Annotated in this window: 14 protein-coding genes; 7 read left to right on the plus strand and 7 right to left on the minus strand. The window is 63.9% G+C overall.

Features of this window, described 5'->3' with window-relative positions; genetic code table 11:
• Positions 1 to 122 precede the first annotated feature (122 nt).
• The 5 genes from AC57B6_RS36945 (at position 123) to AC57B6_RS36965 (ending at position 5,150) form a co-directional block, all read left to right on the plus strand.
• Positions 123 to 1,739, plus strand: coding sequence for an IclR family transcriptional regulator (locus AC57B6_RS36945; protein ID WP_496423188.1), 1,617 nt, complete (start codon positions 123 to 125; stop codon positions 1,737 to 1,739).
• A gap of 99 nt (positions 1,740 to 1,838) precedes the next feature.
• Positions 1,839 to 2,759, plus strand: a complete 921-nt coding sequence (gene gcvA / locus AC57B6_RS36950) for a transcriptional regulator GcvA (protein WP_496423189.1) — start codon at positions 1,839 to 1,841, stop codon at positions 2,757 to 2,759.
• Positions 2,760 to 2,850: 91 nt separating this feature from the next.
• The gene (locus tag AC57B6_RS36955) at positions 2,851 to 3,324 is read left to right on the plus strand and encodes a RidA family protein (protein WP_444514020.1); all 474 of its coding nucleotides are present in this window, start codon (positions 2,851 to 2,853) and stop codon (positions 3,322 to 3,324) included.
• A gap of 26 nt (positions 3,325 to 3,350) precedes the next feature.
• Positions 3,351 to 4,550 carry an aminotransferase class V-fold PLP-dependent enzyme gene (locus AC57B6_RS36960; RefSeq protein ID WP_491565246.1) on the plus strand — a complete coding sequence of 400 codons (1,200 nt, stop codon included), beginning with the start codon at positions 3,351 to 3,353 and terminating at the stop codon, positions 4,548 to 4,550.
• Between the two features lie 129 nt (positions 4,551 to 4,679).
• Positions 4,680 to 5,150: a hypothetical protein gene (locus AC57B6_RS36965; protein ID WP_127837987.1), complete on the plus strand. Its 471-nt coding sequence runs from the start codon at positions 4,680 to 4,682 to the stop codon at positions 5,148 to 5,150.
• A 3-nt stretch (positions 5,151 to 5,153) separates the two neighbouring features.
• On the opposite strand, the gene AC57B6_RS36970 is transcribed toward AC57B6_RS36965, so the two are convergent.
• The gene (locus AC57B6_RS36970; protein WP_028195311.1) at positions 5,154 to 5,627 is read right to left on the minus strand and encodes an Lrp/AsnC family transcriptional regulator; all 474 of its coding nucleotides are present in this window, start codon (positions 5,625 to 5,627) and stop codon (positions 5,154 to 5,156) included.
• Between the two features lie 143 nt (positions 5,628 to 5,770).
• Here AC57B6_RS36970 and AC57B6_RS36975 point away from each other — a divergent pair, with 143 nt between their 5' ends.
• Positions 5,771 to 9,322: an indolepyruvate ferredoxin oxidoreductase family protein gene (locus AC57B6_RS36975; protein WP_496423190.1), complete on the plus strand. Its 3,552-nt coding sequence runs from the start codon at positions 5,771 to 5,773 to the stop codon at positions 9,320 to 9,322.
• Between the two features lie 46 nt (positions 9,323 to 9,368).
• On the opposite strand, the gene AC57B6_RS36980 is transcribed toward AC57B6_RS36975, so the two are convergent.
• The 6 genes from AC57B6_RS36980 to AC57B6_RS37005 form a co-directional block, all read right to left on the minus strand.
• On the minus strand, positions 9,369 to 10,601 hold the full coding sequence (locus AC57B6_RS36980; RefSeq protein ID WP_496423311.1) for an NAD(P)/FAD-dependent oxidoreductase: 1,233 nt from the start codon (positions 10,599 to 10,601) through the stop codon (positions 9,369 to 9,371).
• 101 nt (positions 10,602 to 10,702) lie between these two features.
• A complete protein-coding gene (gene glnQ, locus AC57B6_RS36985; protein WP_030099580.1) occupies positions 10,703 to 11,431 on the minus strand; it encodes a glutamine ABC transporter ATP-binding protein GlnQ in 729 nt (242 codons plus the stop codon).
• Positions 11,428 to 12,084, minus strand: coding sequence for a glutamine ABC transporter permease GlnP (gene glnP, locus AC57B6_RS36990; protein WP_042274292.1), 657 nt, complete (start codon positions 12,082 to 12,084; stop codon positions 11,428 to 11,430). The genes glnQ and glnP overlap by 4 nt, the downstream gene beginning before the upstream one ends.
• Positions 12,085 to 12,148: 64 nt before the next feature.
• Complete coding sequence (gene glnH / locus AC57B6_RS36995) at positions 12,149 to 12,901, minus strand: glutamine ABC transporter substrate-binding protein GlnH (protein WP_106355557.1); 753 nt, start codon at positions 12,899 to 12,901, stop codon at positions 12,149 to 12,151.
• A 252-nt stretch (positions 12,902 to 13,153) separates the two neighbouring features.
• Positions 13,154 to 13,822: a Vgb family protein gene (locus AC57B6_RS37000; protein ID WP_028195306.1), complete on the minus strand. Its 669-nt coding sequence runs from the start codon at positions 13,820 to 13,822 to the stop codon at positions 13,154 to 13,156.
• Between the two features lie 9 nt (positions 13,823 to 13,831).
• Positions 13,832 to 15,052 (minus strand): helix-turn-helix domain-containing protein, encoded by a 1,221-nt coding sequence (locus AC57B6_RS37005; RefSeq protein ID WP_281663672.1) that lies wholly within the window; start codon positions 15,050 to 15,052, stop codon positions 13,832 to 13,834.
• A gap of 138 nt (positions 15,053 to 15,190) precedes the next feature.
• Between AC57B6_RS37005 and AC57B6_RS37010 the strand changes: the two genes are divergently transcribed.
• On the plus strand, positions 15,191 to 15,958 hold the full coding sequence (locus AC57B6_RS37010; protein WP_030099584.1) for a DUF899 domain-containing protein: 768 nt from the start codon (positions 15,191 to 15,193) through the stop codon (positions 15,956 to 15,958).
• Positions 15,959 to 15,961: the final 3 nt, after the last annotated feature.

Below are 15,961 nucleotides of genomic sequence, written 5' to 3' on the forward strand. Positions count from 1 at the left end.
AGCCTAGCAATCTGGCAGGATGGCGGTACCAGGGTTTCGCTATGTTAAACACGGATGGAGGACGGCTGGCGAACGTGTTCCAATTGGCGCAAGCACGCCCCGAGCGTTTCTTCGCATAAACGATGGCACCGAATCCACTCCGCAATCCCCAGTTTGCCACCACGCTCGCGCACGGCCTCGCGTTACTGAACTGCTTCAAGGTGGGCGACGCAATTCTCAGCAACAAGGACTTTGCCGAGCGCACAGGCCTGTCGAAAGCCACGGTATCGCGGCTCACGTATACGCTCGCCGTGCTCGGCTTTCTGCGCTACGACAACAGCGCACGCAAATATCGGCTGGGTTCGGCGGCGGTGTCGGTCGGGTATCCGTTTCTGCAGGGCCTGCGGATCCGCGAACTGGCGCGGCCGCTGATGCGGGAGCTTGCCGATGTGGCGCGCGGTTCGGTGTCGCTCGGCATTCGCGATCGCTCGCACATGGTGTATGTGGAGACTGCGCGCGGTCATGAATCGCCGGCGTTTCGTCCGGATACCGGTGCGTCGCTGCCCATGCTTGCCTCCGCGATGGGCCGGGCCTGGCTCGGCCGCGCCGAGCCCGCGCAACGCGCTCTCGTGCTCGAACAGATTCGCACCCGCGACCCCGAGCAATGGGACGCGTATCACGCCGGATTGCAGGGCGCGCTGCGCACGTTCGATAAGTGTGGCCTCGCGCTGGGCGAAGGCGATTTCGAGCCTGCAATCCATGCGGTCGCCGTACCGTTGCGCGAATCGATCGATTCAGAAACTTTCGTCTTCAATTGCGGCGTGCCGCGAGTGCAGCTGACCGACAGGATGCTTGTCGACGAGATCGCGCCGCGTCTCGTGGCGATGGTGGAAACGGTCGAACGCCAGCTCGCCTTGCAGCCTGCCGCCGACGACGAAGCGCGACTCTCACCGGGTCCATTTCCCGGGCGGCCGACCATGGACTCGTTTCCCGACGACGACGACCGTCAATTCGCGTTCACGCTCGCGCGCGGTCTGGAAATTCTGCGCTGCTTCCGGCCCGGCGAAGCGGCGCTCGGCAACAAGGATTTCGCCGAGCGGACGGGTTTGTCGAAGGCCACGGTGTCGAGGCTTGCCTACACCTTGACCGAGCTCGGCTACCTGCGCCATGACCAGGTGGCGCGCAACTATCGGCTCGGCGGCGGTGTGCTCTCGATGGGCTATCCGTTGCTGGCCGGCATGCGCATCCGGCAGATCGCGCGGCCTTTCATGCGCGAGCTTGCGTTGCAGATTCGCGGGTCGGTGTCGCTTGGCATGCGGGATCAGTCGAATATGGTCTACGTCGAATGCTGTCCGGGCGACGAGCGGATTCTTGCCCGGCCCGACGTCGGCGCGGTGCGTCCGATTCTGCGGATGGCGATGGGCCGGGCGTGGCTGGCGGCGGTCACGCCGCAGGAGCGTGAAGTGGCGCTGAACCGGCTGCGCGTCGCCGTGCCTGAGCAATGGCAACTTTATGGGGCGCAGGTGCAGCAGGCGCTGCGCGACTACCATGAAGCCGGCGTGTGCTTTTCGTATGGCGATATGCAGAAGAACGCGTACGGCGTCGCTGCGCCGTTGTGCGGGCAGGTGGACGCTGAGACGCTGGTGTTCAACTGCGCGGTGCCGGCGCAGTCGGCGCAGGGACGTCGTTTGATCGACGATGTCGCGCCGCGGCTCATGGCGATGGTCGCGAACGTCGAAATTGCGGCCGGCTTGCGCTAGCGCGTGCGGCGGCATTCGTATCGCGCTGCGTGCCTGAGGCGCGCGCGGCAATACAAGTGGCGTAGCATGGCAAACTCTTCGTGCCATTGCCAAGCTCCGATGCATTCCGCCCGCTCATTACCGCCGCTCCTGTCGCTACGTGCTTTTGAAGCGGCCGCGAGGCGTCTGAGTTTCAGTCATGCGGCTCAGGAACTGTTCGTGACACAGAGTGCTGTCAGTCACCAGATCCAGAAACTGGAAGCCGACCTGGGCGTTGCGTTATTCGAGCGGCGCACGCGTGCCGTCGAGCTGACCCCAGAGGGCCTGGCGTACTACGCGAAGGTGCATGCCGCCTTCGAACTGCTGCGCGCCGGTACCCGCGAGGTTCGCGTTCATCCCGGCGAGCGGGCCACCTTGACGGTCGGGATCCTGGCTTCTTTCGCAACACGCTGGCTGGCGCCGCGCTTGCATGCTTTCTCGGCCGCCCATGCCGGTATCGATCTGCAGTTGCGGCCCGAGATCGCCTTGGCCGACGTGTCGGGCGGCGAGGTCGACGTGGCGATCCGTTATGGCCGTGGCGGCTGGCCGGGCGTACGTTCGCAGCAACTCATGCCTGAGCGTCTGTCGCTGGTTTGCATCCCGTCCCTTGTCAGTGGCCGAAGCCGTCCGCGCAAGCCGCAGGATCTGCTGCGCTTTCCGCTTCTGGCCTCGTATTCGGAGCATTCCTTCGAGTGGGAACTCTGGGCGAATCGGTTCGGCGTGGACCTTAGCCGGGCGCAGCATGTGCAACTGCATGACTACAACATCGTCGTGGAAGCGGCGCTCGCCGGGCAGGGCATTGCGATGGGCCGCCATCGGCTGATTGGCCAGCAACTGGCGAGCAAGGCGCTGGTGGAGGCATTGCCCGACGCGGTGCTGGACGAACCTCGCGTCGGCTGGTGGCTCGTCACGCCCAAGGGCGGCTTGAGCGATGCCGCGTCTGCTTTTCGCGCGTGGATCACGCAGACCGCCGCGCAAGACGTGCTGGACGGTACGCATTAGTTTCGCTCATGCATGGCGTGTAAAAATTGATTGGTCACCCCAAGGGCGAGCCCATAGGATGGGTTCTCCCTTACGATCGGACGCTCCTGATATGACCTCTTCCATCTCCGCACGTGTCGCCGAACTCGGCCTGACGCTTGAAGCCGCAGCCTCGCCCGCAGCCAATTACGTGCCGTTCGTGCAGGAAGGCAATCTTCTCTTTATATCCGGTCAGATATCACGCAAGGGCGGCCAGCCGGTCTACCTGGGCCGCCTCGGCGACGAGCTCACGGACGATCAAGGCATCGAGGCGGCGCGCCTCGCGGCGCTGGGCGTCCTGTCGCAGATTGCGGCCGCCACGGGCGACCGGCTGGAGCGTGTCGCGCGCGTCGTTCGCCTGGGTGTGTTCGTCGCCAGCACGCCGGACTTCAATCGTCATAGCGTCGTTGCCAATGGTGCATCCGATCTGATGGTCGATGTGTTTGGCGCGGCCGGCCGCCATGCGCGCAGTGCGGTCGGCGTCGCGTCGCTGCCTGCCGGTGTGGCCGTCGAAGTCGAAGCCGTGATCTCTCTTACAGCAGCTTGAGCCCAACGCCCGTCATTGGAATAACCATGCCATCTCCTCTCTCGCTCGCCGACGTGGAAGCGCTGCGCGCCCGCACGCCCGGCGCTCAAACCGTCACGCATTTCAATCACGCGGGGGCCTCGCTTCCGTCGTCCGCCACGCTTGAAGCGATACGCGCGCAACTGTGGCTCGAAGCCACGACGGGGCCGATGGAAGCCGGCGTAACGGGACGTGAGCAAACCGAGCGCGCGCGCCTGCTGGCTGCGCGCCTGCTGAACGCCCGGCCCGCGGAGATTGCGCTGACGACAGGCAACTCGTCCGGCTGGGGGGCCGCATTCGCGGCGCTTGCGCCCTTGCGATCCGGCGAGCGGATTCTGGTCGGGCGTCATGAGTGGGGCGGTAATCTGGCCTCCATGCGTCTTGCGGCACAGCGCGCAGGGGCGACGATTGACGTCATTCCGTCCGACTCGAGTGGCGCCGTCGATCCGCAGGCGCTGGAGGCCATGCTCGATGATCGTGTGCGCCTGATCGCGCTGACCTGGATGCCGGCGAACGGCGGACTCATCAACCCGGCCGCGGCGATCGGGCAGGTCGCGCGCCGCCACGGCATCCCGTACTTCATCGATGCCGCGCAGGCGCTTGGGCAACTTCCCATCGACGTCGCCGCGGTGGGTTGCGACGTTCTGAGCGGCGTGTGCCGCAAGGCGTTGCGCGGCCCGCGAGGCACCGGTCTGCTGTACGTGCGCGAGGACTTTCTGCCGCGCCTGACGCCGGCTTTCGTCGATACGCGATCCGCGCCGCTGGGCGCCGACGGCGAACCCGTCTTGCGTAACGACGCGGCGCGTCTGGAGGTGTCGGAATCGTCGCCCGCCTTGCATTGCGGCGTGGCCAATGCGTTGGAAGAGGCGTTGGAGATCGGCATCGACAATGTTCGCGCACGCATCGACAGCATTGCTCAGGCTTTGCGCGTGCAACTCGCGGAGATCCCCGGCGTAACGGTGCTGGATCAGGGGCGCGAACAGTCCGGCCTGGTGGCGTTCAACGTAGCGGGTCTGGAGCCGCTCTCAGTGCAGCGCAAACTGGCGGCGCAGGGCATTACGATCGGCAGTAACGGTGTGGGCTACACGCCGCTGGATATGGAGGCGAGAGGTCTTAAGCAGATTGCGCGTGCGTCCGTCAGCTATCTGACCACCGAGCCGGAGATCGACAGGCTGCTGGATGCTATACGGGCGCTCAGGGGCGAGTGACGTGTCCCGACTTTATATCGGCACGCTGGATCGTTGGCATGCGTATCGGCTATCCTTATTGCCGCAATGAATGGCGCGGAGCCGGGACACGAGGTTCCCGACCACATATCAAGAACTACGGGGCCAACCATGCTATGCCACGAGACATGGAGTTTTCGACACGCTTTCGCCGGCTTCGTGCTGGCCGCGATTTCCTGCCTGATCAGCGGTTGTAGCGACGGCATATCGGACAGCGACGTTGCATTCGTTACCGCCGCGACGCCGCCCCAATTCCAGTCGCTACGGATGTACGGCGCAGCCGCGAATAGCGCCCCTCTGGGCAGCAGCGGCGTTCATGCGGCGGGCGGCCTTCATCAGGGGTGTCAGGCGGTGATCAGCGCCGGCGGCCGCGAAATACGCGAGACGGTGATTCTCGAAGACGAGCCGGGCGCGAACTTCGATCTGGACGCTACCCGCACCGCCGACGGATGGAACGTGACCTCGGATGGACTCACGCCGCCGAGTACCGACCCTGTCGGCTTCCGCACGCGCTTCACCCGCTGCGTGAACGCGCTCCGTGACAAATATGCGGCTGAACCGGAAAAGGCGCCCTTCAGCTAGGCATTATTCGTCGCGAATGCGTAGCGGCAGCGCGGTTTTATATTCGACGCGACGCAGCGCGACGGAGGTGTGAATGTCGCGCACGCCGTCAACCTTCGTGAGCCGGGTCATGACGAAGCGCTCGATGCCCGCAATGTCGGCCGCGACCACCCGGAGCATGTAGTCGAAAGCGCCGGTCATCAGGTAGCACTCCATCACTTCATCCAGGTTCGCAATCGCGCGCTCGAACGCCGCGAGCCGTGCCTCGCTTTTCTTCTCGATTGCCACGGACACGTACGCATTGACGGGAAACCCCGCCTTCTCCTGATCCAGCAGCGTCACGTACTGGTTGATGACGCCGGCCTCTTCAAGCATCCGGATACGCCGGTAAAACGGCGACAGCGAAAGACCCAGCGACTCCGCGAGGTCGGCGGCCTTCGTATGGGCGTCGAGCTGCAATGCGCGCAGGATGGCGACGTCGGTACGGTCAAACTTCATTGGCTAACTTTCCCTTAAAACGGTTGAAAATCGGCGCGACTTGCCAATTTCAAGCGATTGTGGGACTGAGTTTGGCACGAATCGCCTCTATCGGCTACCTAAAATGGCTCGCATGCCACCCCTACAGGCAGAGGAGACACACAATGAATATGCGAGCAGTAGAGCTGGGGCGTCCGATCGACATGGACTACGGTCTCGAGGACCGCTACGTCAGGGAGAACGGAACCGTTTTCCTGACGGGCACCCAGGCGCTGGTGCGAATTCTGCTTGAACAGGCTCGCAGCGATCGCGCCGCGGGCATCCGGACGGGCGGCCTGGTGTCGGGCTACCGCGGCTCGCCGCTCGGCGGTTTCGACCAGGAACTGTGGCGCCAGAAGAAACTGCTCGCGGACCACGCGATCCGCTTTGAACCCGGCTTGAACGAGGACCTGGGCGCCACCATGCTGTGGGGAGCGCAACAGGTCGACGCCTTTCCCGGCAAGCGCGTCGAAGGCGTTTTCTCGATGTGGTATGGGAAGGGCCCGGGCGTCGACCGAACCGGCGATGTGTTCCGCAACGCGAACATTGTGGGCACGTCGAGGCAAGGCGGCGTGCTCGCCGTTGCGGGTGACGACCACGCGGCACAGTCGTCGATGTTCCCGCACCAGACGGACCATGTCTTCGAAGGCGCGATGATGCCGATTCTGTTTCCGGCGTCGGTTGAGGAATATATCGAGTTCGGTCTGGCGGGTTACGCGATGTCGCGTTTCTCCGGCCTGTGGGTCGCTTTCAAGGCCATCACCGAAACCGTTGAAAGCGGCCGGTCGATGACCGTGCAGGCGCATGACGCCGGCGCGGCGCCTCGTTTCAGATTGCCGGCCGACATCCACGTGCCGGAAGGGCGCGGCTTCAACTACGATCCGAATCTTCGCTGGCCGGCCGAGCGCAGCGAACTCGAACGACGCATACTCGATGAGCGTTTGCCCGCCGCCCTCGCTTTCATGCGTGCCAACCCGCTCGATCGCACGCTCGTACGGCCGCGCGGCGCGCGGGTCGGTATCGTCACGGTCGGCAAGGCGCACGGCGACGTGCTGGCGGCATTCGCGGCCCTTGGGCTGTCGGCGCAGGAGCTTGAGCGCCTCGGCATCGGCGTCTACAAGATCGGCATGATCTGGCCGCTGGAGACCGAGGGCGTACGCGCCTTTGCGCGCGGCATGCAGGCGCTGGTCGTGGTCGAAGAGAAGCGCTCCTTCGTCGAGCGTCAGATCAAGGAGGCGCTGTTCAATCTGCGGCCGGACGAACGTCCCGCTGTGTTCGGCAAGGACCTCGGCGAAGCCGGGCCGCTGCTGCCCGCCGCGATGGAGTTCGCGCCGGACCAGATCGCGGCCGCGCTGAAACGGTTCTTTGCCCATACCCAGGTCGAACTCACGGTATCCGTTCCGCCGGTTCCGCTCGTTGCGCCGGTTCAACGCAATGGTTCGCGCGTCATTGCGCTCGCGGCGGCCGGCAACGATGCGCAGCCGCTGAGCCGCAAGCCGTTTTTCTGCGCCGGCTGTCCGCACAATACGTCGACCCGGTTGCCGGATGGTTCGTACGCTGCCGCCGGCATTGGCTGTCACATCATGGCCTTGGGCGAAGCGGGCGATACGGCGACGTTCTGTCAGATGGGCGGCGAGGGCGTGCAATGGATCGGCATGTCGACGTTCATGGATATTCCGCACATGTTCGTCAACCTGGGAGACGGCACCTATCAGCACTCGGGAAGTCTTGCGATTCGCCAGTCGGTCGCGGCGAAATCCAACGTTACGTACAAGATTCTCTTTAACGACGCGGTTGCGATGACTGGAGGCCAGCCCGCCGAAGGCAGCCTGACTGTTCAGCGCGTGGTGGCCCAGGTGGTCGCCGAGGGTGTTGCCAAAGTGGTGGTCGTTTCCGACGAGCCTGAAAAGTACACCGGTTCCCTGCGGCTGCCCGCGAACGTCGAGATTCAGCATCGCGACGACCTCGACGCACTCCAGCGCACGCTGCGTGCGGCCAAAGGCGTCTCGGTCATCGTGTACGACCAGACCTGCGCGGCCGAGAAGCGCCGGCGCCGCAAACGCGGCAAGCTGATCGACCCGCCCCGGCGCGTGGTGATCAACCCGGCGGTTTGCGAAGGCTGCGGCGATTGCTCGGTGCAGTCGAATTGCATTGCGATCGAACCGCTCGAAACGGAGCTCGGCCGCAAACGTGCCGTCAATCAGTCGAGTTGCAACAAGGACATGTCGTGCCTCAAAGGGTTCTGCCCGAGCTTCGTTACGGTTGAGGGGCTGCAACCCAAACAGCCGGATCAGAAGCGTATTGGCGCGATTGAGGCTGAATGGCGCGTGAAATTGCCTGCGCCGGCGGCTGTGCCGGCCGATCTGGACGCACACGCGAGCATTGTCGTCACCGGTATCGGCGGCACGGGCGTGGTCACGATCGGTGCGATTCTCGCGATGGCCGCCCATCTGGAAGGTAAAGGCGCCTCGACCCTGGATTTCACGGGTCTCGCGCAAAAGAACGGTGCCGTGATCAGCCATGTGCAGATTGCGAGCAGCCGCGCGCAAATCGTGACGTCGCGCATCGGCGCGCACGCCGCGAATGTTCTGCTTGGTTGCGACGCGGTGGTCGCGGCGTCAGCGGGTGCGCTCTCGCGGGTCGCGCCGGGCGTGACGCGGGCCGTTGTGAACGAACGGATTACGCCCACCTCGGACTTTGTGCGCGATGGCGATCTGCCCGTGAGCAAGGCCATTCACCAGCGTGCGATCGAAGGCGCGCTCGGGTCGGGCTCATCCGCGTTCTGGGATGGTTCCGGCGCCGCCGAGATTCTGTTCGGCGACGCGATTGCGTCGAACATGATGATGGTTGGGTATGCGTATCAACGAGGCTTGATTCCGCTTTCGGAAACGGCCATTTTGCGGGCTATCGAACTGAACGGCACGGCCGTGAAGATGAACGGGCGCGCGTTCTTCTGGGGCCGCTTGCTGGCTCACGACGCGAGTGTGATCGAGCAGGTTTCCGGCGCGGCTGTGGTGCCATCCGGTGAGTTCGAACTCGAGCGCTTTGTTGCCGACCGTGTGCGCGACCTTGAGCGTTATCAGAACGCCGCCTATGGCCGCCGCTACCGGGCGCTTGTCGAGCGGGTGCAGCGGGCCGAGCAGCGTATTGCCGGGACCGCCGGTGAACTTACCGAAGCGGCGGCGCGCAACTATTTCAAGGTGCTCGCGTACAAGGACGAGTATGAAGTCGCGCGTCTGCATACCGACGGCAGCTTCCAGTCGTACCTGTCCGGCGCTTTCGACGGCGGTGGCAAGAAGACCTTCTACATGGCGCCGCCGCTTTTGACGCGTCGCGATCCTCGTACCGGCCGCAGAACCAAGATTGCCCTTCGCGCGGCGTGGCTCGATCCGCTGTTGCGCGTGATGAAGCACGGCAAAGTGTTGCGCGGCACCGCCTTCGATCCGTTTGGCCGCCAGAAGGATCGGGTCATCGAACGTGCGTTGATCGGCGAATTCGAGGAAGACGTCGAACTCGCGCTTCAACGGCTCACCCCGCAAACGATCGAAGCGGCGCTGGCCTTGTTGCGGGTGCCGTCGTCGATTCGCGGCTTTGGCGTGATCAAGGAACGCAACTATGAAAACGCCCGGCCGGTGCGCGAGCAGTATCGCGCGATGTTGCAGACGAGCGGCCGGTAAGCGCTCCCGCGCGAACTGAACGGATCAGGCGTGGAGCGAGCGGCCTTTAGAACCGCTCCACCCTGAACGGCCGCGTGTCCACGAGCGTTTCCTCGTGGGTCATCATCTCGGCGATCAGCCGGCCCGTGACGGGGCCAAGCGTCAGCCCATGGTGCGCATGGCCGAACGCGAACCACAGGTCCTTGTGATTTCTCGCCGGCCCGATGATCGGCATCATGTCGGGCGTGCAGGGGCGCCGTCCCATCCACGCCTCGTTGTCGAGGCGCTCGCCCAATGGAAACAGCGTGCGCGCAACCGGTTCGACCGCGGCGAGTTGCGTGGGTGTTTTAGGCGCGTCGCAGTGCGCGATTTCCGCACCCGTAGTCAAACGGATGCCTTTTGCCATGGGTGCCAGCACGTAGCCCTTCTCGACGTCCAGAACCGGATGATTCAGACGGGCTGTCCCCTGCGGCGCATAGTGCATGTGATACCCGCGTTTGACGGCGAGCGGCAAGCGATAGCCGAGCCGCGCGCTCACACGATCCGACCACGGTCCCAACGCGACGACCGCCGATGAAGCGGTGATGGTTCCGTCTTGCGTGTCGACCGTCCAACTTTCACGAAACGAGTCCGCGTCGCCGATGAAGAAGCGTCCGCCGAGCGTTTCGAAATACTTTGCGTAGGCGGTGACCAGCGCATTGGGATCGCTTACGGATTCGGACTCCGTATAACGCAGGCCGCCTAACAAGGTCTTGTCGAGATCGGGCTCCTTCTGTTGCAGCCGGCCCGCATCCAGCGATTCGAATTCGACGCCATATTCCCGGTGCCACTGTTCAGCATGCCGGATTTCTTCGTCCCACACGGCCGCCGTGCGGAACACCTTGATCCAGCCGGTTGGCCGCAATAATGCGCTCGCGCCGGCCTCGGCCGCCAGCGCGCGGTGTTCGTCCACGCAATGCTCGATCAGTGTGGCGTACGACCTTGCGATAGCCGCGTGTTTTGCCGGGTGAGAATTGCGCCAGTATTGCCAAAGAAAGGGCGCGGTCTTGAGTATGGCGTCAGCATGGTAGCGAACGTCCGGCGACTGGTTGCGCGCGTACCGAAGCAAGGTGCCGAGGTCGCGCGGAAACGCGTACGGATACACGCCTTCACGCTGGATCAGCCCGGCATTGCCGAACGACGTTTCGTTGCCGGGCTGCTTGCGGTCGACCAGTGCGACCCGACGGCCGCGTTTCTGAAGATGCACCGCCACCGACACGCCGACAATGCCCGCGCCGAGCACGACGGTATCGAATTTCATGGTGGTCATTGCAGAGGCTCGATCGTGTAGGGCATCGACCCATCGTCACATAATGGCGATGGGTTGGCAAGCCGATGCCAGCATCCGAGGCGTGCAATGACCTAAGCCACATGCTTCAAAAAGTCCTGCAAGCGCTGCGTAGGCGGATTGTCGATCAGCGCCGCCGGCTCGCCGTCCTCCGCAATCCCCCCGTTGTCCATGAACAGCAGACGTGTCCCTACCCGCTTCGCGAAGCCGATCTCGTGTGTGACGACGATCATCGTCATGCCTTCAGTCGCGAGATCCTGCATGACCTTGAGCACTTCGTGACGAAGCTCGGGGTCGAGCGCGGACGTCGGCTCGTCGAAGAGCATCAGCTTGGGCTTGATGGCAAGCGCCCGCGCGATCGCAACACGCTGCTGTTGTCCACCGGACAATTCCGACGGATAGTGATTGGCCCGCGATTCGAGACCGACTTTGTCGAGCAGCGCCATTGCCTGGTCACGCGCTTCGGCACGCGTTGCTGCACGGACCTGAATGGGCCCGAACATGACGTTCTCGAGCGCGGTCATCTGCGGAAACAGGTTGAACTGCTGAAACACCATGCCGGCTTCGAGGCGAATCGTGCGGATGTCCGACGCATTGCCTTTGACGCTCAGGCCGTCGACGAGCAGCTCGCCGCCACTAATCTTTTCGAGCGCATTGATGCAGCGAAGCAGGGTCGATTTGCCGGAGCCCGAAGGCCCGACGATCACCACGACTTCTCCGTTCTCGATACGAAGATCGATGTCCTTGAGCACGGGCACGTGGCCGAAGCTCTTCGAGACACTCTGGAATTCGACCATGCTCATAGGATGCGCATCCTTCTTTCGACGAGACGCAACGACAGCGTCATCACACCCGTCAGGACCAGGTAAATCACCGCGACGGCCGACCAGATTTCGACCGCACGAAAATTTCCGGCGATGATTTCCTGGCCCTGGCGCGTCAGTTCGCCTACGCCGATGACGATAAAGAGCGACGTATCCTTCAGACTCACAATGCACTGATTGCCCAATGGCGGAATCAGCCGGCGGAACGCCAGCGGCCCGACGATTTTCAGCAACACCCGCGGCATCGACAATCCCATGGCGAGACCGGCCTCCATCAGGCCTTTCGGAATGGACAGCAAAGCCCCGCGTACAACTTCGGCAAGGTAGGCGCCCGAGTTCACCGTGATCGCGATGATGGCGGCGGTGAGTCCGTCGATCCGGATATGCGCGAGCAGCGGCAGCGCGAAGTAAAGAAACATCACCTGAACCACAATCGGCGTACCGCGAATGAGTTCAATGTAGACCTGCGCGACGACGTTAAGCGCAAGCGGACCGTACGCGCGGAACATGCCGGCGATGACGCCGACCACGAACCCGCCGGCCAGTCCCACGAACGCAATGAACACCGTCAGTTTCACGCCGGCCATCAAGTCCGGAAGTGCAGTCCAGATAACTGACCAATCGAATTCCACACACCGCTCCTGGTTGAGTCGTCCTGCGCGCAGCGGGCTTCGCTGCGCGTCCTGCCAATGACGATTACGACTTGGGCGGCTCCGAGCCGAACCATTTCTTGTACAGCGTCGCGTAGCGGCCGTCCGCTTTCATCCTGATCAATTCCTGGTTGACCTTGGCGACGAGCGGGCTGCCCTTCGGAAAACCGATGCCGTACTTGTCGCCGCTGACCGGTGTGCCCGCGACCTTTACCTTGCCTTTGCCGGCGGTGCTGACGAAATAGAGCACGTTCGGTGTGTCGTGCATGGCGGCGTCCACCCGGCCGGCCTCCAGCGCGAGATACGCCTGGTCGATGTTCGGGAACTGACGGATTTCCTTGGGTTTCAGATGCGCCTTGATCCAGTCGATGGTGGCCGTGCCGGTTTTGGCCGCGATCACCTTGCCGTTCAGGTCGTCGATCGACTGGATGCTGGTGTTGCCGGTCTGCACCATCGCGGCCAGGCCGCTGTCGTAGTACGGATCGGAGAAGTCGATCGCCTTCTTGCGTTCTTCCTTGATCGTCATGCCGGAGAGCGCAACGTCGATGTTCTGCGTTTGCAGAGCGGGAATCAGGCCGGCGAAATCCATCGGCTGAATCTTGTAGGTCCAGCCCTGATCTTTGGCAATTTCCGCCCACAGGTCCAGATCGAAACCAACGTACTTGTCGCCCTGCTTGAATTCGAAGGGCATGAACGATGTGTCGGTGCCGACAACGAGTTCCTTGTTGTCAGCGTGGGCGAGGGTTGTGCCGAGCATGGCGACAGCAACCATAGACATGAGGAAGGAGCGACGTCCCATAAATTCTCCGCGGTGGTGGGCAATGCCCCTGACAGCGTCAAGGGGCGGCTGACTAACACCGGGTGGCGTCGCAACATGCGATGCGCAACCCGCCTATGTGGCAACATGTGTTGTCAAGGCGGATAGTACGACAACAAAAAGTTTGGCAACAGCTATTTCTGTTGATGGAAACCCTGGATTGGCAACGTTTGTTGTTTATCGGCTGGCGTGTCGATCCGGGCGTTGTGCCAGGTGGCGCACTGTCTGCTTCGCTTATTCGTCCACAGACTCGGCGGGAAGCTCGGCGCCTCGTGCGGGCCGACGTACCGCGCGCACTTTCCCGCTGGTTGCGCCGCCGCAGAAGAACTGATCGCCGCCATCGGCTTCGAGTCCCGACACGTAGACGCCCGGCGGCATCTCGAGGCTTTCCAGCACTTCGCCGGTACCAGGATCGATTCGCCTCAACTCGCTCGCGTCGTCTTCCCAGGTGCCGTGCCAGAGTTCCCCGTCGCTCCAGGTGACGCCGGTGACGAAGCGGTTGGATTCGATGGTGCGAAGAATTTCCCCGGTTTGGGGATCGACCTGATGAATCCGCCGGTCGCGATAGCGTCCCACCCAGAGCGATCCTTCGGCCCACGCGAGCCCTGAATTGCCGCCACCGCCGGGCGCCGGGATCGTATCCAGCACGCGGCCGCTAACCGGATCGATTTTCTGGATGCGTTCGTCGGCGAGCTGAAACAGGTGCTGGCCGTCGAAGGCCGTGCCGGCCCGCGCGACCACGTCGATCGTGCGCAGCATGGCTCCGCTCGCCGGATCGAAAGCGTTCAGCTTGTCGCCGCTCGCGATCCAGACGTGTTGCCCGTCGAAGGTCACGCCATGTACGGCGTCGACGCCCGGAAAGGGTCCATATTCACGGACGATATTGGCGGCTGATCGTTTCATGGCTGCATCCTAATCAATCGGCAGAGACGCGGGGAGTAACAAAGTAGTCGTGAATCCGGGCATGGGCGGCGTCATCCAGCGCCGCGCCCGCCCGCGGCCGAACGACTGCACCTTGCCGGCGGCCGCCAGCGTGTCGAGTGCGCGCTGCATGGTGCGCTGGCTGGTATCCAGCGCAATCGCGAGCGCCGAGCTCGACCACGCCTCACCGTCGGCGAGGAACGCGAGCACCATGGCGTGCGGCTCTTCCACCGGCCGCGCGAGTACGACGACCTCGCGCGCGCCGTGCGGCGCGAGCGCAAAGCCCCGCCTCGTTGCGCTGATGCCGGCCAGTGGCCCGAGCAAGGCGCGCAGCCGCCCGACTTCGACGCGCAATCGCGCACGATGCGTTTCATCGGCGTGCTTCGTCCGGAATGCTCGCGCGATAAGCGCGTCCCTCGGTACGTCTTCAGGCCATGCTTCGGCCAGGGTACGTGCCAGCGTGAACAGCACCGGACGCCTCGCGAGCGGTACGACGATGTTGGCTTCACGTACGACGTATCTGCACGCGTCCACAACGAGCGCCTTCGACGCCAGCAATGCTTCGACTTCCTCGAGCAGCAGGGGCCGTTCCTCGCCATGCGCGACCAGCCGCGCTGCGGGCGTGTTCAGCAGGAGGCGGGCGCTGTCGACTTCCGCCGTCAGCGACGGGATACCGGCCTGACGGGCGGCGCGTTCAGCTTCGGCGAGCGCGGCGCGCGCCTGTTTCGTCTGGAGGCGGCGCATTGCGATTCCCGCGACGACCAGCTCGTGAGCGGCGCGCGGAGCGGGTGGGAAGGGCGCGGGGTCGAGCCTCGCGAGCAAACGCTCGGCCTCGTCGAGGCGGCCGATCAGGAGCAGGCGCCGGACTTCGAGATACCGCGCATGCGCGGCATTCAGCCGGTCGCCGTGGGCTTCGAGCGTTGCCCGCGCGGCGTCGAGCGCCTTGGCGGGCCAGCCCAGATCGCGTGAGGCGAGCGCGATTTCGGCCTCGGCGACCACACATCTGGCACGGGCTACCGGCTCTTTCGGACCGAAGGCGCGCGCGGCGCTTCGCACCAGCGCCTTTGCTCGAACGAGATCGCCGAGCTGCGCCATCGCGATGCCGCGCAGTGCGAGCGCGGCTGCGTCGTCGCGCAAGGCGACCCGGTTCAATGCGCCGAGCGGGTCGCCTGCCGCCAGCGCCCGCGCCGCCGCCGTTACTAGCGCGTCCATGGTGTCATGGTCTATCTGAATCCCGCCACACTTGTCACTCCCACCGTCCGGGTTCCCGTGACTAATCTAGCACGACCACCAACCACTACGTCGTATCGACAATCAGGCGAACGACGCAGAACGCCCAAGGAGGCAAGCATGACTACGACACATACGACCGGAACGCGTGACGCATGGCTGGCCGCGCGGCTCGAACTGCTCAAGGCGGAGAAGGCGCTCACACGGCAGAGCGATGCGGTGGCGCAACAGCGGCAGGCGCTGCCCTGGGTGCGCATCGACAAGCAGTACCGGTTCGAAACCGATGCGGGCAGCGCTTCGCTGGCGGACCTCTTTAAAGGACGCTCGCAGCTTCTGGTCTATCACTTCATGTTTGGGCCTGACTACAAGGCGGGATGTCCGTCATGTTCGTCGATCGCGGATGGCTTCGACGGCGTCGCGGTTCATCTGGCGAATCACGACGTCACCTTGTCGGCGGTGTCGCGGGCGCCGTTCGAGAAGCTGCAGGCGTATCAGCGCCGGATGGGGTGGACGTTCCCCTGGGCGTCTTCGCACGGCAGCGACTTCAACTTCGACTTCAACATCGCGTTTACCGAGGCGCAACAGCGTGAAGGGAGCATTGAGTACAACTATGAGCGCGGCGGCCACGCGATGGACGCGGCGCAGATTCCCGAGCCCGTCGCCCAGTTCGCGGCGACCTGCGGCACCGACGCGGCGACGTACACGCGCGACCGGCCGGGTTTGAGTGCGTTCGTTCTCGAAGACGGCGTGGTCTATCACACGTATTCCACCTATGCGCGAGGCGTGGACGGCATCTGGCCGATGTATCAGTGGCTCGACCGCGCGCCGAAGGGGCGCAACGAGACGGGCGTCTGGTGGAAGCGCCACGACGAGTACGAGACGCGCTGAGCC

The organism is Paraburkholderia sp. BGA-UO-ETr-F12, from assembly GCF_059567945.1.